The 19,917-nt window shown below is 63.5% G+C and carries 17 protein-coding genes; 4 read left to right on the top strand and 13 right to left on the bottom strand.

The window, feature by feature from the left end:
• Window positions 1-10: 10 nt before the first annotated feature.
• The 4 genes from JQ558_RS23000 to JQ558_RS22985 all read left to right on the top strand — a co-directional run bounded on the left by JQ558_RS23000 (window position 11) and on the right by JQ558_RS22985 (window position 4,361).
• Window positions 11-964, top strand: coding sequence for a hemin ABC transporter substrate-binding protein (locus JQ558_RS23000; RefSeq protein WP_212295287.1), 954 nt, complete (start codon window positions 11-13; stop codon window positions 962-964).
• A complete protein-coding gene (locus tag JQ558_RS22995) occupies window positions 961-2,055 on the top strand; it encodes an iron ABC transporter permease (protein WP_212295285.1) in 1,095 nt (364 codons plus the stop codon). Before JQ558_RS23000 ends, JQ558_RS22995 begins: the two co-directional genes overlap by 4 nt.
• Window positions 2,052-2,852, top strand: coding sequence for a heme ABC transporter ATP-binding protein (locus tag JQ558_RS22990; protein WP_212295284.1), 801 nt, complete (start codon window positions 2,052-2,054; stop codon window positions 2,850-2,852). The genes JQ558_RS22995 and JQ558_RS22990 overlap by 4 nt, the downstream gene beginning before the upstream one ends.
• 153 nt (window positions 2,853-3,005) lie before the next feature.
• Window positions 3,006-4,361: an esterase-like activity of phytase family protein gene (locus JQ558_RS22985; protein WP_212295276.1), complete on the top strand. Its 1,356-nt coding sequence runs from the start codon at window positions 3,006-3,008 to the stop codon at window positions 4,359-4,361.
• A 150-nt stretch (window positions 4,362-4,511) separates the two neighbouring features.
• Here JQ558_RS22985 and JQ558_RS22980 read toward each other — a convergent pair whose 3' ends face one another.
• From JQ558_RS22980 to JQ558_RS22920, 13 genes are all read right to left on the bottom strand, one after another.
• The gene (locus JQ558_RS22980) at window positions 4,512-5,348 is read right to left on the bottom strand and encodes an enoyl-CoA hydratase-related protein (RefSeq protein ID WP_212295274.1); all 837 of its coding nucleotides are present in this window, start codon (window positions 5,346-5,348) and stop codon (window positions 4,512-4,514) included.
• Window positions 5,349-5,605: 257 nt separating this feature from the next.
• Window positions 5,606-7,279 carry a mucoidy inhibitor MuiA family protein gene (locus JQ558_RS22975; protein ID WP_212207240.1) on the bottom strand — a complete coding sequence of 558 codons (1,674 nt, stop codon included), beginning with the start codon at window positions 7,277-7,279 and terminating at the stop codon, window positions 5,606-5,608.
• Window positions 7,280-7,492: 213 nt separating this feature from the next.
• Entirely contained in the window at window positions 7,493-9,466 is a 1,974-nt protein-coding gene (locus JQ558_RS22970) for a methyl-accepting chemotaxis protein (RefSeq protein ID WP_212207239.1), read from the bottom strand.
• Window positions 9,467-9,685: 219 nt separating this feature from the next.
• Window positions 9,686-11,275, bottom strand: coding sequence for a phosphoglycerate dehydrogenase (gene serA / locus JQ558_RS22965; protein WP_212207238.1), 1,590 nt, complete (start codon window positions 11,273-11,275; stop codon window positions 9,686-9,688).
• 241 nt (window positions 11,276-11,516) lie between these two features.
• Window positions 11,517-12,689: a phosphoserine transaminase gene (locus JQ558_RS22960; protein WP_212295272.1), complete on the bottom strand. Its 1,173-nt coding sequence runs from the start codon at window positions 12,687-12,689 to the stop codon at window positions 11,517-11,519.
• A 79-nt stretch (window positions 12,690-12,768) separates the two neighbouring features.
• On the bottom strand, window positions 12,769-12,981 hold the full coding sequence (locus tag JQ558_RS22955) for a hypothetical protein (RefSeq protein ID WP_212207236.1): 213 nt from the start codon (window positions 12,979-12,981) through the stop codon (window positions 12,769-12,771).
• 175 nt (window positions 12,982-13,156) lie between these two features.
• Window positions 13,157-13,627: a GNAT family N-acetyltransferase gene (locus tag JQ558_RS22950; RefSeq protein WP_212207235.1), complete on the bottom strand. Its 471-nt coding sequence runs from the start codon at window positions 13,625-13,627 to the stop codon at window positions 13,157-13,159.
• A gap of 18 nt (window positions 13,628-13,645) precedes the next feature.
• Window positions 13,646-14,236 (bottom strand): glutathione S-transferase family protein, encoded by a 591-nt coding sequence (locus tag JQ558_RS22945; RefSeq protein ID WP_212295270.1) that lies wholly within the window; start codon window positions 14,234-14,236, stop codon window positions 13,646-13,648.
• A gap of 115 nt (window positions 14,237-14,351) precedes the next feature.
• Window positions 14,352-15,161: an outer membrane protein gene (locus JQ558_RS22940; protein ID WP_212295268.1), complete on the bottom strand. Its 810-nt coding sequence runs from the start codon at window positions 15,159-15,161 to the stop codon at window positions 14,352-14,354.
• 313 nt (window positions 15,162-15,474) lie between these two features.
• Entirely contained in the window at window positions 15,475-16,290 is an 816-nt protein-coding gene (locus JQ558_RS22935) for an outer membrane protein (protein ID WP_212207232.1), read from the bottom strand.
• 279 nt (window positions 16,291-16,569) lie between these two features.
• Entirely contained in the window at window positions 16,570-17,829 is a 1,260-nt protein-coding gene (locus JQ558_RS22930) for an MFS transporter (RefSeq protein ID WP_212295266.1), read from the bottom strand.
• Between the two features lie 284 nt (window positions 17,830-18,113).
• Entirely contained in the window at window positions 18,114-19,460 is a 1,347-nt protein-coding gene (gene glmM / locus JQ558_RS22925) for a phosphoglucosamine mutase (protein ID WP_212269256.1), read from the bottom strand.
• A gap of 209 nt (window positions 19,461-19,669) precedes the next feature.
• Window positions 19,670-19,849 (bottom strand): hypothetical protein, encoded by a 180-nt coding sequence (locus tag JQ558_RS22920; RefSeq protein ID WP_212207230.1) that lies wholly within the window; start codon window positions 19,847-19,849, stop codon window positions 19,670-19,672.
• Window positions 19,850-19,917: the final 68 nt, after the last annotated feature.

Genomic DNA, 19,917 nt, shown 5'->3' with positions numbered 1-19,917 from the left:
TGATACCTAGATGACAATTTCCCGCACGCTCGCTTTGCTCGCCACGACCTGCGCCTTCGCCATCGGCGGCGCCGCGCTGGCGGCGGGCATTACGGTGCACGACGCGCGCAACCGCGACGTCACGATTTCGGATCCGGCGCGGATCGTTTCGATCGGCGGCGCCATCACCGAGATCCTCTACGCGCTGGGCTTCGAGGACCGGCTGGCCGGCGTCGACGCGACCAGCCTCTATCCGACGTCGGCGCTGCGCGACAAACCCAATGTCGGCTATATGCGCCAGCTCTCGGCCGAGGGCGTGCTCGGGCTCAACCCTTCGCTCGTGCTTGCCGTGCAGGGCTCGGGGCCGAAGGAAACCATTGATGTGCTGGAGGCGGCGAAGGTGCCGCTGGTGCTGGTGCCCGAAACCTTCTCCGAACAGGGTCTGCTCGACAAGATCAGGCTGGTCGGCCGCGCCATGGGCGCCGATGCGCGGGCGGAATGTCTGACCGCGGCAGTATCCGCCGATCTGGCACAACTGCGCGACCTGCGCGCCAAGGTGACAAAACCGGTGCGCGTGATGTTCGTGATGTCGATGCTCAACGGCCGCGCCATGGCGGCCGGCCAGAAGACCGCGGCGAATGAAATCATCGCGCTGGCCGGCGGCGTCAACGCGATCGACAGCTATGAGGGCTACAAGATCATCAATGACGAGGCGATCGTCGCGGCGAGGCCCGACGTGGTGCTCTCGATCGTGCGCAGCAAGGGCTCGCTGGAAGCTGACGCCGTCTTTGTCCATCCGGCCTTCGTGATGACGCCTGTGGTGGCGAACAAGGCCTTCATTGCAATGGAAGGCCTCTATCTGCTCGGCTTCGGTCCGCGCACCGCGGCCGCCGCGCGCGACCTCTCGGTCAAGCTCTATCCGTCGCTGGCGCCGCAGGCGGAAAAATTCACGCCGGCCGTGCTGACGGCGAACTGCCGGCAATGACCGCCGTGGCCGAGGCGGAGAGCGCGAAGCGCCGCAGCGGCATCACGCTGCGGCCCGCCGCCACGCTGACGCTGGTTGGATTGCTGCTGGCGCTCGCCTGTGCGGCCCTGATCGCGCTCACGATGGGCGCAGCGGGAATTCCGCTGTCGCGGCTTCCGGCAGCGCTCGGCCTGTGGAGCGATGCATCGCCGCATCCGCTGGCGGCGCGCGATCAGCTCGTGCTGTGGTCGATCCGGATTCCGCGGATCGCGGCGGCGGCGATGGTCGGCGGCCTGCTCGCCGCGTCCGGCACCATCATGCAGGGGCTGTTCCGGAATCCGCTGGCCGATCCCGCCCTCGTCGGCGTCTCCAGCGGCGGCGCATTTGCGGCGGCCAGCGCCATCGTGTTCACCAACAGCCATCTTGGCGAAAACCTGCATTTCATGCAGAACCAGTTGCTGCCGCTGGCGGCCTTCTTCGGCTCGCTGGCGACCACCACCGTGCTCTACGGCATCGCCAGCCGTTCGGGCCGGACCTCGATTGCGATCTTCCTGCTGGCGGGGCTGGCGATCGCCGCCATCGCCAATGCCGGCATCGGGCTCCTGGTGTTCATCGCCGACGACCGCCAGCTGCGCGACATCACCTTCTGGCTGCTGGGATCGCTGAGCGGCGCGACCTGGCCCAAGATCGCCACGCTGGCGCCGGTGCTGCTGTTCGCGCTGATCGCCTGCCTGTGGATCGGCCGCGGGCTCGACGTGCTCGTGCTCGGCGAGGCCGAGGCGTTTCACAGCGGCGTCGATGTCGAGCGGCTGAAGCGGATTTCGATCGTGTTGGTATCGGCGATGACCGGCGTTGCGGTGTCGATCTGCGGCGTCGTCGGATTTATCGGCATCGTGGTGCCGCATCTGCTGCGGCTGGTGATCGGACCCGCCCATCGGCTGCTGCTGCCCGCCTCTGTATTATCAGGCGCGATCCTGCTGGTCGGGGCCGATACGCTGGCGCGCACCATCGTTGCGCCTGCCGAATTGCCGATCGGCATCCTGACCGCGGCGGTCGGCGCGCCGTTCTTCCTCGTCATGCTGCTGCGCCAGCGCGGGCTGGTCGGCCTATGAACCCGATCCTCGAAGCGCGCTCGGTCTCGCTGCGGATCGGCGACGCGACCCTGGTCGACGCCATCGACCTGCGTGTGTCCGCCGGCGAGATGGTCGCGATCGTCGGGCCCAACGGCGCGGGTAAATCGACGCTGCTGCGGATGTTGTCCGGCGACCTCCGGCCGACCCGCGGCCATGTCGAGCTCAAGCAGCGCGGCATCGACGCCTACAGACCGCGCCAATTGGCCCAGCATCGCGCCATGCTGTCGCAGCACGTCAACGTCACTTTCCCGTTCACGGTCGAGGAGATCGTCGCGATGGGCGCGGGCGACAACAGCCGCGCCGCCGCGCAAAGGCTGGTCGATGCGGCGCTGCATGAGGTCGGGCTGGAACGCTTCAGCCACCGGCAATTGCCGACCTTGTCCGGCGGCGAACAGCAGCGCGCGCATTTTGCCCGCGTGCTGGTGCAGCTCGCCTGCGGCGAGGCGCAGCACGGACCGGGACTGCTGCTGCTGGATGAGCCGACATCGAGCCTCGACATGCGCCACCAGATCGATCTTGTGGAAACCGCCAAGCTGCGCGCGCGGGGCGGCACTGCCGTGATCGCGGTGCTGCACGATCTCAATCTCGCGATGCGTTTCGCCGACCGGATCGTGCTCTTGCACCGCGGCAGGCTGGCGATCGACGGCGGCCGCACCGACGCCATCACGGCCGAAACCATCCGCCGCATCTTCGAAGTGGACGTCACCGTCGAGTATACCGACCATGGCGTGCCGTTCCTGCTCCCGCAGACCATGCGGCCGGTCGCGACCCGGTAGCCGCCCAAGGATCCGCCCAAGTATCCTCGTTCGCGCGGGCGGCGTAAGGCCGCAACTTTATCCAACGGCATCACCGGTGTTTCATAAAACTGTCAGGTGGCTGTTACACGCTCCCCGGAGAACACGGCATCGCTTCTCACAGGAGATATTACCATGCGCATGTCACTGCTCTGTTCCGTCGCCTCGGTCTTTCTGGTTACAGGTGCCGCGTTTGCGCAAGGCGAAGGCGAGTTTCCGGCTACGCTGAAGGGCCACGCCGTGCTATCAGCGCAATCCTTTGTCGAGGCCCCCGCCGACGCGCCTGATGACCTCAAGAATGCCGGCAAATACACCACCGGCCGCCGGATCGATGCGCTGGGCAGCGTGATGGGAAAATCCTATGAGCGTCCGACCGGCGTCTCGCTGCCGTTCAAGGGCCAGCCGCTGCAGGGCCATTCCGGCATCAAGGTGATGGCTGACGGCTCGTTCTGGGTGCTCACCGACAACGGCATGGGCTCGCGCTACAACTCGCCGGATTCGATGCTGTACCTGAACCGGCACAAGATCGACTGGGCGACCGGCACGATCGAGCGCCAGGAAACCGTCTTCCTGCATGACCCCGACAAGAAGGTGCCGTTCCGCATCGTCCAAGAAGCCACCGCCAAGCGCTACCTCACCGGCGCCGACTTCGACACCGAAGGTTTCCAGATCATCGGCGACACTTTCTGGATCGGCGATGAATTCGGTCCCTACATCCTGAAGGCCGACAAGACCGGAAAAGTGCTCGCCGTGTTCGACACCAGTGCCGACGGCAAGCCGGTGCGTTCGCCGGACCATTGGTCGGTGCAGTCGCCGGGCGCGCCGGGCGCCAGCTACACCACCGTCAACCTGCGCCGCTCCAAGGGTTATGAAGGCTTTGGCGGATCGAAGGACGGCAAGTTCCTCTACGGCCTGCTGGAAGGCCCGCTGTGGGACGCCGAGAAAAAGGACGTTGAAAAGGTCGACGGCAAGGAAGCCGCGCGGATTCTCGAATTCGACGTCGCGGCGGAAAAATTCACCGGGCGCTACTGGCACTATGTGTTCGAGGCCAACGGCCACGCGATCGGCGACTTCAACATGATCGACGCCTCCTCCGGCCTGATCATCGAGCGCGACAATGGCGAAGGCACCGCGGACAAGGCCTGCCCGCAAGGCACCCGCGGCGAGAGTTGCTTCCCGGATCTGGCGAAGTTCAAGCGCGTCTACAAAGTCGAACTTAACGACGCCAATGCCGGCAAGCCGGTGCGCAAGATCGCCTATATCGACCTGATGAAGATCAAGGATCCCGACAAGAAGGCAAAGAAGCCGCTCAATGACGGCGTGCTGACGTTCCCGTTCTTCACCATCGAGAACGTCGACCGCGTCGACGATACCCACATCATCGTCGGCAACGACAACAATCTGCCGTTCTCCTCGAGCCGCGATCCGAACAAGGCCGACGACAACGAGTTCGTGCTGCTGGAAGTGGGTGAGTTTTTGAAGGCGAAGTGAGGGCCTCCATTCTATCGGCCGTCATTGCCTGCGACAAACGCGAAGCGTTTGCGCAAGGGAGCGTAGCGACGAAGCAATCCATCTATCCCCGCGTGGAGAGATGGATTGCTTCGCTGCGCTCGCAATGACGTGGATAGGCCGATCCAAGACCTACTCCTTCCGCGTCCGATAATCACCAAACGTCGTGTCGCGCTGGTCGAGCTGTGACTTTACGCTCGATCCGTCGCGGCGGAATGTCGACATGTAGTTGCGCGAAGCTTCCGTCGTGAACGCCAGCGCCTGGATTTCGGTGCCGGCGCGCATCGCGGCGCGGGCGCCCATGATCTCCATCGCGCGGTGCACCGAGCGCTTGTTGAGCTGCTGCAATTCAATCGGCACTTTGGCGGCGCGCTCGGCGAAATCCAGCGTGCGCGTATCTAACTCTTCGAGCGGAAACGACCGCGTCGCAAAGCCCCATTCGGCGGCCTCGCGGCCGGACATCGCGTCCCCGGTCAGCATCAGCTCCATGGCGCGGCGCATGCCGACCAGCCAGGGGTGATATTGCATGTCGGGCGGCGACATCAGCCGCACGGGCGGATAGCCGATTTGCGCATCGTCCGCGACATAGACGATATCGCAGGCGGTCGCGAGCTCCGTGCCGCCGGCAAGGCAATAGCCGTGCACCTGCGCCACCACGGGTTTTGCAAGATCCCAGATCCCGAACCAGCCCTCGACGACGTGCCGCGACCATTGGCCAGGGCCGGCAGCCGAGTGATAGGGCTGATCGACGCGGTTATCCGCCGACAAATCGTACCCTGCGGAAAAGCAGGGACCAGCGCCGCGAATAATCGAGGTCGAAATGTCAGGATCGCGGTCGGCCTGTTCCAGCACCTCGAACACTTCCGCCCGCAGGCGGTTGTTGAGCGCGTTGCGCTTTTCGGGACGATTGAGCGTGATGCGCCGGACCCGCGGCCGGGGATCGTCGACGAGAATGTGTTGGTATGGCATCGGTGGCTTCTCCCTGTTCGCGGGACCTGTTGGGCGGTCCTTAGCTTGATGCCGATATCAGAGAGGAAGTCGCAAGCTGCGGCAAGGCCGCGGGATGCAGACCAGCACCCCACGGCCTTTGCTCACCTTCCGTCATGCCCGGCCTTGTGCCGGGCATCCGCGTCTTGCTTGCCTCCATGACGAAGACGTGGATGGCCGGGACATAGGCGAGCGGAAGCGACGCCGTGCTTCAGACGGCTACGCCCGGCCATGACGAGCTAGCCCGCCGGGTTCATGACCACGCCCTTGTCCTTGGGCCAGCGCACGCGCCAGGCAAAGCCGATGTCGCGGACTTCGCCGGCCTTGGCCTCGAAGGCCCATTCCAGCACACCGCGCTTGTCGCGCAGGTTGGTCGTGGTCGGCGGCGTCGAGGATGACAGCATTTCGACCTGGATGTCTTCGTTCTCGCTGACCGGCAGCTGATCCTCGACCGCGACTTTGATCGGGAAGTCGTGGCCGTTGCGGATGGTGGTCTTGAACGAGCGCTCGTCGGTCTTCGACGTGGTCACGATCAGGCCGGCCGAACCCTCGTTGCGTTTGATTGTCGTGCGCTCGATCTTGATCTTGTCGTCGGCGCCGAAGCCGAGGCGGACGGTTTCGTCCTTGCCGGCGGCGGCCATCTGGCCGCGGCCGACGAACACGCCGTCGCGATAGATCGCGACACGGCCGGGCAGCAATGGCGCGTCTTCGGTCTGCTTGAAGCTGGCTTCCAGGAACGCGGTCGGATCCAGCACCGGCACCGCGCGGACCGCAAGATCGGGCGCGATGATCGCAGAGGAGACGCGCAGGCTCTTTGCGCCCTCGCTGGCGCCGAGGCTGACACGGCCCGGAATTTTGAACACCACCTGGAAGCCGCTGACTTCGGCGGCGGCCTGCTGCTCGTCGGCACGCTCGGACATTGCCTCTGGCGCCCGTTGCGCGGGCGCCGCGCGTACCAATGGCTTGGCGGCATCCATGCCGCCGCTGACGGATGCGGCAGCCCGCGGCGGCGGCGGATATTGCACGATCAGCGAATTCAGGTCCGGCGCCTTGCCGCCGCGCGCGGTGCGCACGGTGGAAACGGCAAGCGCGACATTCGACCAGTCCTCGCCGGTGTTCTGGGTGATTTCGGCGCGGCGCACCAGTTCGAGCGCGGGCTTGCGGTCTCTGGCGCCGGTGTCGAGACGGGCATCGTACAGCGGCGTCCAGCGCGCGTTGCGCACCGCGTAGGTCACCCGCAGCGTGGCCTTGGTCGCAGCCGCGGCGGCGAGCTCGATCCGGACCTCGAGCTTGCTCGGCGGCTTCTGCGCCCGGTCGGCTTCCAGCCGCGCGATTTCGCGGTCGAGCTCGCGCTGCTTGCGTTCGGCGTCGCGGATCGCGCTGTCGGCGGTAGCGACTTCCTCGGCCACGGCGGCAAAGGCCGCGCGCCATTCGGCAATGGGACGCGCCTCGCCCTTGTCACCGATCCCGGCCGGCGAGGCATCGGCAAACCGCTCGGCGAATTTGCGTCGCGCCGCGGCTGAATTGATCGCGCCCTGCAGATCGGCGCGCTGGTCTTTCAACGCCTCGATGCGCTTGTCGAGTTCGGGCAGATTGACCGGCGGCGCCGCGCGCGGCGGCTTGGCATCGATGGCGCCAATGGTGAGTTTTGCCCCCGCCTCGCCCTCGACCCGCAGCGAGGACGGATCCAGCGTCAGCGGAAAATCCTTCAGCACGGCCGAGTGGTCGCCGGCCGGAAGATCGACGGTGATGACCCGGGTGATGCTGGCGCCGTCGGGATAGACGGTGACGGCATCGACGGCCGAACTGGCTGATACATCGGCCGCCCGCACCGGTGCTGCGGCCAACGCCGCAACCACGACGAGGCTGGTCGTCACAAGGCACTTGGCTGAACACTTGGCTGAAAATCGCATTGGTTTCCCTCTCCTAAGGCCGCCTGCTGACCGGCGACGCAAAAAAACTCCCACCACCCCTGGTGATGAGACGTTGCGAGCGAGGAACTGGTTCGATTGGGGTTTCGGTGAGGCAGCGCCGCGGCGGGATCGCGGCTGATGGGGCTGACGATCGCCGCGAGCGGCCGGTTCAGGGCCCGCCGCGATCGTCCACTGCTGAAATCGGTGGCGGTGTCAGGCCGCCCGCACCGAGTTCAGGAATTTGCCGACTTCGAGCTTCAGGCGGTTGCTGTCGCCCGACAGCGATTGCGCCGCCGAGTGCACCTGCTCCGAGGCCGCCCCGGTCTCGCTGGCGCCCTGCCGGACGTCGGTGATGTGGGCGCTGACCTGGCTCGTTCCCAGTGCCGCCTGCTGCACGTTGCGCGAAATTTCCTGCGTCGCCGCACCCTGCTCTTCCACGGCGGAAGCGATCGTCGACGAAATCTCCGACAGCCGCTCGATCGTGCCGCTGATGTCCTTGATGGCGCTTACCGAATCCTCGGTCGCAGACTGGATGCCCGCGATCTGCCGGCCAATGTCGCCGGTTGCCTTCGCCGTCTGTTCGGCCAACGCCTTGACCTCGGACGCCACCACGGCAAACCCGCGCCCCGCGTCGCCCGCCCGCGCCGCCTCGATCGTCGCGTTCAGCGCCAGCAAATTGGTCTGTCCCGCGATGGTGTTGATCAGTTCGACGACATCGCCGATACGCGCGGCGGCCTTGGACAATTCGCCGACGCGATCATTGGTCTGGTGCGCCTGGCCGACGGCCTCATTGGCGATCCGCGCCGATTCCTGCACCTGGCGGCTGATCTCGTTGACCGAGGAGGTCAGTTCCTCGGTGGCGGAGGCCACCGACTGCACATTGGCGGAGGCTTCTTCGGAAGCGGCCTCGACCATGGTGGTCAATTCCTGCGAACGGATGGCAGTCGACGTTAACACGCCGGCGGAAGCTTCCAGCTCGGTCGATGCCGACGACACCGTCTCGACGATCTCGCCGACCGCGCCTTCGAACGCGTCCGCCATCTTGATCATGTCGGCCTTGCGCTCCTGGGCGGCGATCTGGTCCTGCCTGATCTTGGCATCCGCCTCGTCGCGTGCCTTCTGCTCGGCGTTGACCTTGAAGGTTTCCACGGCCTGGGCGATTTCCCCGATCTCGTCGGCGCGGCCAAGACCCGGCAGCACGATGGCGAAATTACCCTTGGCAAGCTCAATCATGGCCGCCCTCATCGCCGACAGCGGTTTTGAAACCGACCTGCCGATGAAGAAGCCCGCCGCCAGAACCGACACGGCGATCATCAGGATGGCAATCTCGATCATCCGCTGAATGCTGTCGCGTTCGGCGACGTTCAGGCGGTCGGCCTCGGCCTTGATGCCGTTGACCGATTTCGATACCTCATCGATGACCGGCTCGACCGCCGCAAAGGCCTCCGACATCGCCTTGAGTTCACCGGCAAGCATCAGGGCCTGCACCATCCAGGCCTCGAAATCGCGCTGATAGTCGGCAAGCTTCTGCTTCAGCTCGGCCTTCGCCGCTTGCGGAATATTCGTAGCCTCCAGCCCTGCGAGGAATTCCACGTTCCGCTTCTTCATGTCGTCGCCGTATTTACGGTCACGCCGCAGCATGAAATCCTTCTCGAGCCGGCGCATCCTCAACATGGTGATCAGCAGCGCGGACTCATTCAGCGGCTCAATCCGCGATTCGATATCGTGGACCGAGGCGCGCAGCCGGCCTTCAAGCCCGGATTTTTCGTCGAGGCCAAGCTGGCGCTTCTGCTCGACGACCGCGGTGAAATGCGTCTGGTATTTTTTCAGCGAGGCGCTCATCGCCTCGATCTGGCGGGCCAGTTCGGGCTTGCCGACGGCGACGATCTTGCCGTGCAACGCATCGATATCGGCAGCAACGGCTTTGGCAATCTCGATCTGGCTGTCCGCCTTCTTCGCGTCATTGCGCAGCAGGAAATCCTTTTCGGCGCGGCGGCCTTCCAGCAATTCGACTTCGATCTTGCTGTTCAACTCCGCGATGGTGCGCGCCTTGTCGGCGGCATCGCGGTATACCGCCATGGCCTTTTCGCCATACATATGGATGCCGCCGATCAGAACGACACCGAACACACCCACGACGCCGATCGCGGTAATCTTGTGAGTTAACCGCAGAGAGATAATCCGCATCCTGATCCCCTGATGGGCATGGTTACAAAAACGTAAACCCGCCCATCAGGGATAGCGCTCAGTTGTGCAACTTTCGGTAAATTTCCGGATACGTAAAATTACGCGCAATTTGGAAGCTATGCACGCTACAGTGCAAAAGCGTTGAACTTCCGAGGTCGCCCGGAAGAGCGAAACGAGCACCTCCGGGAATACCAACGCCTCTCGAAAGACCAGCGTCTCTTAAAAAACCAACGCCTTGGCCTGCTTGACCTGCGGCAACGCCTGCACCTTGGCGAGCACGTCGGCCGGAATTTCACCGTCGATTTCCACCAGCGCGATGGCGTCGCCGCCCTGCTTGACGCGGCCGAGATGGAAGGTCGCGATGTTGATCTTGGCGTCGCCGAGCAAACCGGCAAAGCTGCCGATGAAGCCGGGCTTGTCCTCATTGGTGACATAGATCATCGACTTGCCGAACTCGGCATCGACGCGGATGCCCTTGATATCGACCAGCCGCGGCTTGCCGTCGTGATAGACGGTGCCCGACACCGAGCGCTCCTGGCGTTCGGTGATGACGGTGACGGTGATCAGGCTTTCGTAATCGCTCTGCGCCGCGCGCACGATTTCGTCGACCACCATGCCGCGTTCCTTGGCGACAACCGGCGCCGAGACCACGTTGACGTCGCCCAGCATCGGCCGCAGCAGACCGGATAGCACCGCCGAGGTGATCGCCTTGATCTTCATTTCGGCGACATGGCCCTCATAGGTGATCTGCACCTTGAGGATGCCGCTCTCGGTGAGCTGGCCCGCGAACGAGCCGAGCTTCTCGGCCAGTTCAATGAACGGCTTCAGCTTCGGCGCCTCTTCGGCGGTGATCGAAGGGAAATTGACCGCGTTGGAGATCGCGCCGGTCAAAAGATAATCCGACATCTGTTCGGCGACCTGCAGTGCGACGTTCTCCTGCGCTTCGGTGGTGGAGGCGCCGAGATGCGGCGTGCAGATCACGTTGGGATGGCCGAACAGCACGTTCGAGGTAGCGGGTTCCTCGATGAAAACGTCGAAGGCGGCGCCCGCGACATGCTTGGAATTCAGGGCATCGACCAGTGCCTGCTCGTCGACCAGGCCGCCGCGGGCGCAGTTGATGATGCGCACGCCCTTCTTCATCCTGGCGAGGGCTCCCGCGTCGATGATGTTTTTTGTCTTCTCGGTCAGCGGCGTATGCAGCGTGATGAAATCGGCGCGCTTCAAGAGATCGTCGAGCTCGACCTTCTCGACGCCGATGTCCTTGGCGCGCTCCGGCGACAGGAACGGATCGAAGGCGATCACCTTCATGCGCAGGCCGAGCGCGCGGTCGGCGACGATCGCACCGATATTGCCGCAGCCGACCACGCCGAGCGTCTTGGCCGTGATCTCGACGCCCATGAAGCGGTTCTTCTCCCACTTGCCGGCCTGCGTCGAGGCGTCGGCCTGCGGAATCTCGCGTGCCAGCGCCAGCATCAGGGTAATCGCGTGTTCGGCGGTCGTGATCGAATTGCCGAACGGCGTGTTCATCACGATGATGCCCTTGGCGGTCGCGGCGGGAATCTCGACATTGTCGACGCCGATGCCGGCACGGCCGATCACTTTCAGCTTCTTGGCTTTCTCGATGATCTTGGCAGTCGCCTTGGTCGCGGAGCGGATCGCAAGCCCGTCATAATTACCGATGATCTCGGCGAGCTTGTCCTTGTCCTTGCCGAGATTGGGCTGGAAGTCGACATCGATGCCGCGGTCCTTGAAGATCTGCACGGCTGCCGGAGAGAGAGCGTCGGAGATGAGAACTTTGGGTTTGGACATTGGTGTGATCCTTGCCTTCCCTATAGGGAGGGTCGGCCTGCGGGGCCGGAATGGGTGAATGTCTCGGAGCGATTTCTTCTCCCTCTCCCCGTTCTTACGGGGAGAGGGCTGGGGTGAGGGGCAGCTACGGGCAAGGTGCCAGCGGAGAGAGCCCCTCACCCGGATCGCTCAGGCGCGCAATTGCGCTGCCGAGCGATCCGACCTCTGCCCGTAAGAACGGGGGAGAGGTTAAAAAGAAAACTCAAGCCGCCTTCGGCAACGCGGCCTTGGTCTCGGCGAACGCCCAGTCGATCCACTGCGTCAGCAGCGCGACGTCGGAGGCTTCCACGGTGGCGCCGCACCAGATCCGCAGGCCCGCCGGCGCATCGCGGTAATAGGCGAAGTCGTAGCCGGCGCCTTCCTTCTCCACCAGCGCGACCAGCTTCTTGGAGAAGTCGGCCTGCGCGTCCGCCGTCAGCGACGTGATCGCGGGATCGACGAACTTCAGGCACACCGAAGTGTTGGAGCGGATCGCCGGATCCTTGGCCAGGAAGTCGATCCACGGCGTGCTGGCTTTCCAGTCGGCCAGCGCCTTGGTGTTGGCATCGGCGCGCGCGATGAGGGCCTTGAGGCCGCCGATCGATTTCGCCCAATTCAGCGCATCGAGATAATCCTCGACGCACAGCATCGACGGCGTGTTGATGGTCTCGCCTTCGAAGATGCCTTCGTTGAGCTTGCCGCCCTTGGTCAGGCGGAAGATTTTTGGCAGCGGCCACGCCGGCTTGTAGGTCTCCAGCCGCTCCACCGCGCGCGGCGAGAGGATCAGCATGCCGTGCGCGGCCTCGCCGCCCAGCGCCTTCTGCCAGGAGAACGTCACCACATCGAGCTTTGCGAAATCGAGCGGCTGCGCGAAAGCGGCGGACGTTGCGTCGCAGATGGTGAGGCCTTCGCGGTCGGCCTTGATCCAGTCGGCATTGGGCACGCGCACGCCGGACGTGGTACCGTTCCAGGTGAAGACGATGTCTGAGGCGGGATCGGCCTTGGAAAGATCGGGGATATCACCATAGCCGGCGTGCAGCTTGGTGACGTCCTTGAGCTTCAGTTCCTTGACGATATCGCTGACCCAGCCTTCGCCGAAGGATTCCCAGGCGATGGTGGTGACCGGGCGCGCGCCGAGCAGCGACCACAGCGCCATTTCGACCGCGCCGGTATCTGACGCCGGCACGATGCCGATCTTGTAACCGGCCGGCACTTCAAGCACTTCGCGCGTCAATTCGATCGCGAGCTTGAGCTTGGCCTTGCCGACCTTCGCGCGATGCGAACGGCCGAGCGCGGCGTCCTTGAGATTTGCGGGGTTCCAGCCGGGGCGCTTGGCACAGGGGCCGGAGGAGAAATGCGGCACATTGGGCCGCGAAGCGGGCTTCGCTACGGTCATATTCTATCCTTCCAGATAGCAAGCCTCCCGTTGGGGGGAGGTGTCCCGCGGCGGTGATTAGGGGAATCGCGCCCGATCGTCAAGGAACTTCGGGCGCTTCCGATATGTCCCTGACATCACAGGTGATTGAAGCATCGACAGCTGTGGACGAGACCGGCTGCTGCTCCAGTAGTCCGGCCGCATCGTTGATCAGCCTGGCGGCCATTCGCCGGCTCGAAGTTTTCAAAACGCTTTTCTCGCCAGCCTGCACGACATATTCGTTGCCGATCCGCACGATCGAAAAATCCTTCATCGAAAATCCCCAGAGTTGCCCACGGCCCCATGGGAGACGCTGACATAGCGGAGACGTTCCTCTCCGTAAAATCACGGAGGCCGAGGTAGTTTATCGCCTGTTAATGGGATTGCAGAGTCACGACTACTCTAGGCAATTGCCTGCGCCGCGACTCAACTTTGCACAGGAATAAAGCTCAGAATCTCAAGGTCATGCCGACATGACTGCGCGCGAACCCAAGCCGTTCATAAAACCGTTGCGCATCGACGCGCGTATGATGCGTCAGCAGTTCGACCAGCTTGCAGCCGTTGGCGCGCGCTTCTGCAACCGCCCATTGCACCAGTTGCTCGCCAATGCCCCGGCTGCGGCAATGGCTGGCGACGCGGACATCCTCGAGCAAACCGCGCGAGGCGCCCTGCGAACTCAATCCAGGGAGGATGCACAGCTGCAGGCAGCCGACGACAGCGCCCTCGCCGTCCTCGGCGACCACCAGATGGATATTCCGGTCGCCCGCGACGCGTTCGAACGCGTCGAAATAGGCCTGCGGCAGCGGATCTTCGAGCCGCTCGCGCGGGCCACCGAGCGGATCGTCCGCCAGCATGGCGACGATGGGACCGACGTCGTCACGGCGCGCGCGACGGATGGTGACTTGCGAAACGGTGACCATGGGGTTTTTCCGGTGAATTCAGCGCGCCGGCGGCAGGCCGAGCGATTTTTCGGTCTCGCCGATCCAGCGGCGCACGGCGGCATAGCCGTCGAGATGGAAGCCGCCTTCATGCGCCAGCCTTGTATAGGCCAGCAGGGAGACGTCGGCGAGCGAGGCGGCGTCACCGACCAGGAACGGCGTGATGGCGAGCTGATGCTCCATCCGCGCCAGCGCCGCATAGCCGCGCTTGACCCTGTCGGGGTCGAGATCGGAGGCAGATTTGCCGAGATAGAACATCTGGAAACGGCAGACCGCGATGTAGGGCTCGTGGCTGTATTGTTCCCAGAACAGCCATTCGTCCATCTTCGCGGCGGCGAACGCATCCGCCGGAATGAGGTCGCTGCCGCGGGCGAGATAGCGGATGATGGCGTTGGACTGCGCCAGCGTACGGCCGTCATCGAATTCGACCGCCGGCACCTGGCCGGCATAGTTGAGCTTGAGGAACTCGGTCGTGCGGGTTTGGCCCTTGAGGGTGTCGATCGCAACCCAGCTATAGGGCAGCGCGAGTTTGTCGCACACCCACTTCACCTTCAGGCAGTTGCCGGAATTGGTATCGCCGTAGATTTTCATGCGCGGCCGCCCTCGTTATGGCGACAGTGCAACAGCCCTCGGCAAATCTGTCAACGGTATCAGGATCGACGACGGACGAGGCCAAGTCTGAGGCCAGATCAGAGCTTGCAGTCCATCAGAACTTGTAGCCGAGGCCCGCGCGCACCGTGTTGACGGTGGTATCGACACTGGAGGTGAAGCGGAGATATTCCCACTCGGCGCGCAGGAAAAGACCCGCATACAGCATCATGTCGATGCCGAGACCGCCGGCAAATCCCGTGATGAACTTGGAATTGGCGTTGTCGGTCAGGGCCATGCGAGGGGCGAAAGTGGACGGCACACCCGGCGCATCGTATCTGACAACGAGTTCAACGCTGCGGTTGATATCGGCCTGCCCCAATCCGACGCCGACGAACGCGTAGGGCAGGAAGCTTCCGACCGCATAGCCGCCGCGGACGCGAAGCGAACCGAAATCGGTCACGCGCATCGAACCGCTGGCCAGGCCGATGACGTTGGTCGTCACATTGCCGGACGTGACGGTTCGCGTCTGCGAGCCGGTGCTCGAGGACCCAAAAACACCATGGCTGTAGTTGAGCTCGATGCCGATCAGCACATCGCTCCATTGAAAATTGTAGCCGGCAAAAGCCCCGTAGGCGGAATTGCTCGGCGCATGCGCCTTGCCGAGCAAGGGCCATTGCGAGACGTTGAACTGCGTGTCAGCTGAGGAATTGTTGACCAGCCGGGTCATCATGTCCGTGGTGGAATTGGTGAAGTCCATGTCCGCGGCGCCGCGCGCGACCTGGCCGCCGACATAGACGCCCGACCAGTTAACTTCGATTCTGCTCAGCCCGTCCGTGAAACTGCCGCGGAGATATTCCGGCATATCTGCCGCCCGCGCGCCAGCCGCCGCGCCACACATCACCGCCACCAGCAAAAAACGACGCATCGCAATACTCCATCGAGCAACTCTAACTTGCGTTGATCATGGCTCGTTAACCCTAACCAATCGTTATCGCGGGCTCCGATGCGACGTGATCTTGCGGGAAAAAGCCAAACGCATCGCGTGCTCGCGACGGGCGCCAGAGCGTTTTCGAGCGAAGTGGATACCGGTTCGCGTGAAGAAAACGCGTCAAAACAAGAGTCTAGAGCTTCGGTTCTGATTCAATCAGAAGCGAAACTCTAGGTGCGGCCGCGCCAAAAGCAAAACGGCGCGGGAAGATCCCGCGCCGTTTGCAATCCTTAACGGATGGAAGTCGCAATTAACCTTTGCGCATCAGCGGCGCCGGCGCATAGACCTGCGGGCTTTCCAGGTTCCAGCGCACGCCGAGTTTGAGGTCATGCGAGGTGATGTTCTTGAAGGTGGTCGGGTTGTTGATGGCGTTGACGCCGTCGAAGCGGCGGAGATCGCCGGTCAGACCGTCGCCCATGTCAAGATAGCGATAGGCCAGTTCGACCGTGAAGTTCGGCGTGACCTTGTAGGCGAGACCGGCGTGCGCCGCCCAGGCAAAATTCCACTTCGCAACATTGTCACCGAAGGCTACGCCTGCGTTGGGCGTATTGGTGTCGGTGAAGTTGGCGATGGAGACCCGCGCACCGCCGACACCGGCACCGATGAACGGTGTCACGCACCACCAGGTACCGAGATCGACATAGGCGTTGGCGAGAACGACCCATTCCGACTTGGTCGCGTTATACGTGTCGACACCGTACGCAGGGCCCAGGTAGGTGAGGTGATCGGTTCCGAAGAACTGCGAATTGCCGCGATACTCACCAGTGACGTCGGCGCGGAACCAGTTGTTGACCTTGTAACCGACGCCGAGCCCGAAGATGCCGGCGGTGCCGAAGCTGTTGTTCTGGCGCGATGCGATGGCATCCGAATCCAGGACGTTGTTGAGACGCTCGACCCGCTGATTGCTGAACCCGATATCGCCGCGCAGATACCAGCCACCGAAGTCTTCGACCACCGGGGGCGGCGCATACTGGGGCGGGGGCGCGATGGCCATGTCCGCGGCGAAGGCCACCGACGACAACAGGGATGCCGCTCCGGCGGCAAGAAGAGACTTAACGCTACGCATTGGCTTCGTCCTTTTGTCCGGTGAGGCGACTGCGGAGGCCTCACATCAAAAACTCACGGGCGGACGATGCCAGCAAATGCTTAAGCGGCGCTTAACCCTAATTTTTAAGGTTGATAATCTCCGAACAATTTTTGCGCGGGCGTTTATGCAGCATGCAACCTGATGCATTTTCGGCACAGAAAATGGCGAAACCGCCATACATCCTAACGATGTGTTGCTGATAACGACACGGATGCTGACCTACCCGCTTGCTTGCCCGCGTCGTTCGCAAACGCTTCGTTAACGCGCGAGCTTCGGCATCTTCGGCAGGAACACGGCGAGCAACCCGAGCGCCGGCAGGAAGGCGCAGAGATGATAGACAAAGGCGATGCCGGTGTGATCGGCAAGCTTGCCGAGCACCGCCGCCCCGAGCCCGCCGATGCCGAAGGCGACGCCGAAGAACACGCCGGAGATCATTCCGAAGCGATGCGGCATCAGCTCCTGCGCGAACACGATGATCGACGACGTCGCCGAGGACAGGATCAACCCGATGATGACAGTCAGCACCGCACTGCCAAACAGGCCGGCATAGGGCAGCGCCAATGTGAACGGCAGCGCGCCGAGGATCGAGAACCAGAGGACGTATTTGCGGCCATAGCGGTCGCCGAGCGGCCCGCCGAAGAACGCGCCTGCGGCATTGGCGGCGAGAAAGATGAAGAGATAGAGCTGGGCTGCCTGGGTCGAGACGCCAAACTTGTCGATCAGATAGAAGATGTAATAGCTCGACAGGCTCGACACGTAGAGCTGTTTTGAAAACAGCAGCGCCACCAGAACCACGAGTGCGATCTTGACGCGGCGCGCGTCCGGCGCATCCGGATGCCGCTCGATTACGGCGGACTTCTTCGTCGTGATCTGCGGCCGGTACCAGACGCCAATCCGCCACAGGATCACGATCGCCAGAAACGCGATCGAGGAAAACCAGGCGATGCTGGGCTGGCCGAACGGCACCACGATCAACGCCGCCAGCACCGGCCCCATCGAGGTGCCGAAACTGCCGCCGAGTTGAAACACCGATTGCGCAAAGCCATAGCGCCCGCCCGAGGCAAGCCGCGCGATCCGCGCCGATTCCGGATGGAATACGGCCGATCCCAATCCGACCAGCGACGCTGCTATGAGGATGACCGCGTATTGATGCGCGACGCTGAGCAGCAGCAGGCCGAAGAACGTGAACCCCATGCCGACCGCGAGCGAGAACGGCTGCGCCTTCTTGTCGGTGTAGTGCCCGACCAGCGGCTGCAGCAGCGACGCGGTGAACTGGAACGCCAGCGTGATCAGACCGATCTGCGCATAGTCCAGCGCGTAATTGTCCTTCAGGATCGGATAGACCGACGCGATCAGGGACTGCATGGTGTCGTTGAGAAAGTGCGAGAAGCTGATCCCGGCCAGCACGACATAGGCCGGCCCCGCGGCGGCCGCCTTCGCGGCGAGCGCCGGCGACACGTCGGGCACCACCACGGGCGCAATGAGGGCTTCCTCGGAGACGGTGACCGGCTTGTTCAAGGGCGAGATTCCCGAAATACCGACTGGTGAATAATGCCCGTTCCTACTCCGCGCGCGGTGCTGCGACCAGCATCAATAGCTAATGGCTGCGATGCGCTGGGGTGCGCTGGCAGGCACTTCTTCCCTTCTCCCCTTGTGGGAGAAGGTGGCGCGAAGCGCCGGATGAGGGGTCTGTTTCCACAGGAGCAGTTTGCGCTTGAGGAGACAGACCCCTCATCCGGCACGCTTCGCGTGCCACCTTCTCCCACAAGGGGAGAAGGAAGAGTCGCCTCGTGCGATAGATTTCAAGCCGCGGCGGCGTGGCCGAGGGCGGTGACGATGTGATCGACCACTTCCTCGACCAGGATGCGATCGTCGCCCTCGCCCATCACGCGGATCACGGGCTCGGTGCCGGACGAGCGGACCAGCAGGCGGCCGCAGCCGTTGAGGCGTTTTTCGCCGTCGACGATCGCGGATTTGACCTCGGCATCGTCAAGCGGCTTGCCGCTGCGATAGCGTACGTTCTTCAGGATCTGCGGCAGCGGATCGAACTTGTGGCAGACTTCCGACACCGGGCGGCGCAGCTTTTGCACCACGGCCAGCACCTGCAGCGCCGCGACGAAACCATCGCCGGTGGTCGCATAGTCGGACAGGATGATGTGGCCCGACGGCTCGCCGCCGAGATTGTAGCCCTGCTTGAGCATCTGCTCGAGCACATAGCGGTCGCCAACCGGCGTGCGCACCATCTCCAGCCCAATGCCTTCGAGGAAACGCTCCAGCCCGAGATTGGACATCACGGTGGCGACGATGCCGGGCTTGGCGAGGCGGCCATCTTCCTTCCAGCTCTGCGCGATCACGGCGAGCAGCTGGTCGCCGTCGACCACATGGCCGCGCTCGTCGACCAGGATCACGCGATCGGCGTCGCCGTCGAGCGCGATGCCGATATCGGCGCGCATTTCCCGCACTTTCCGACTCAATGCCTCCGGCGAGGTCGAGCCGCATTCCTTGTTGATGTTGAAACCGTCAGGCTCGACGCCCATGGCAACGACGTCGGCGCCGAGCTCCCACAGCGCTTCCGGCACCACCTTATAGGCCGCGCCGTTGGCGCAGTCGATCACGACGCGCAGGCCGTCGAGCGAGAGTTCGCGCGGCAGCGTGCGCTTGGCGAATTCGATGTAGCGGTCATGGACGCCGTCGATGCGGCGAGCGCGCCCGAGGCTGGCGCTCTGCGCCAGACGCCGGTCGATCGGCTCGTCGAGCAATTGCTCGATCTGCTTCTCGACGTCGTCGGACAATTTGAAACCCTGCGGGCCGAACAGCTTGATGCCGTTGTCCTCGAACAGATTATGCGAGGCAGATATCATCACGCCGAGATCGGCGCGCATCGACTTGGTCAGCATCGCGACCGCCGGCGTCGGCATCGGGCCGAGCAGCAGCACGTCCATGCCGACAGAAGTAAAGCCCGCGACCATGGCGTATTCGATCATGTAGCCGGACAGCCGCGTGTCCTTGCCGATGACGACGCGATGGCGGTGATCGCCGCGCTGAAACACCAGGCCGGCCGCCTGCCCCACCTTGAGCGCGAGCTCCGGCGTGATCAGACCATTGGCACGGCCCCGAATTCCGTCGGTACCGAAATATTTGCGGCTCATATAACCCCCAGCCATTCCGCGCCTCTCTTAAAGCCATCCGGCAAGAAGCAGCGAACGCGCACCATAGCGTGCACCGGCCTTATAGTCTCCAAAGCGCTAAAATGGCTTCAAAAAATATGATGAATCATTACCGGCGCCGGAAGTCGCGATCGGCGCGCAACCCATTGAAAACATGATATTTTTCAATCCATACGCTGCCTGGGTACCCCTTAATCGCGTCGCTTGATGCGATGGTCGCCCTTCGACTGCGGCGGTTGGGTCACATTCACGGCGTCCGAACCCGGAAAGGTCTCCTCCAGCCCCTCCTCCAGGGCCTCGTCCAGCCGGCGCTTCTCGGCGCTCTCGCGGGGCGTGCGAACAGGCTTGGGATGACGATCGGATCCGGTCATGGAATGTCCTCACCGCAGGGTTCCGCAGGCCTGATTTGGCTGACGTATCAACCATGCTAGATGACGAC

Source organism: Bradyrhizobium sp. AUGA SZCCT0160 (assembly GCF_018130105.1).
Classification (GTDB): Bacteria; Pseudomonadota; Alphaproteobacteria; order Rhizobiales; family Xanthobacteraceae; genus Bradyrhizobium.
This window is presented reverse-complemented; position numbering and strand designations above follow the sequence as displayed.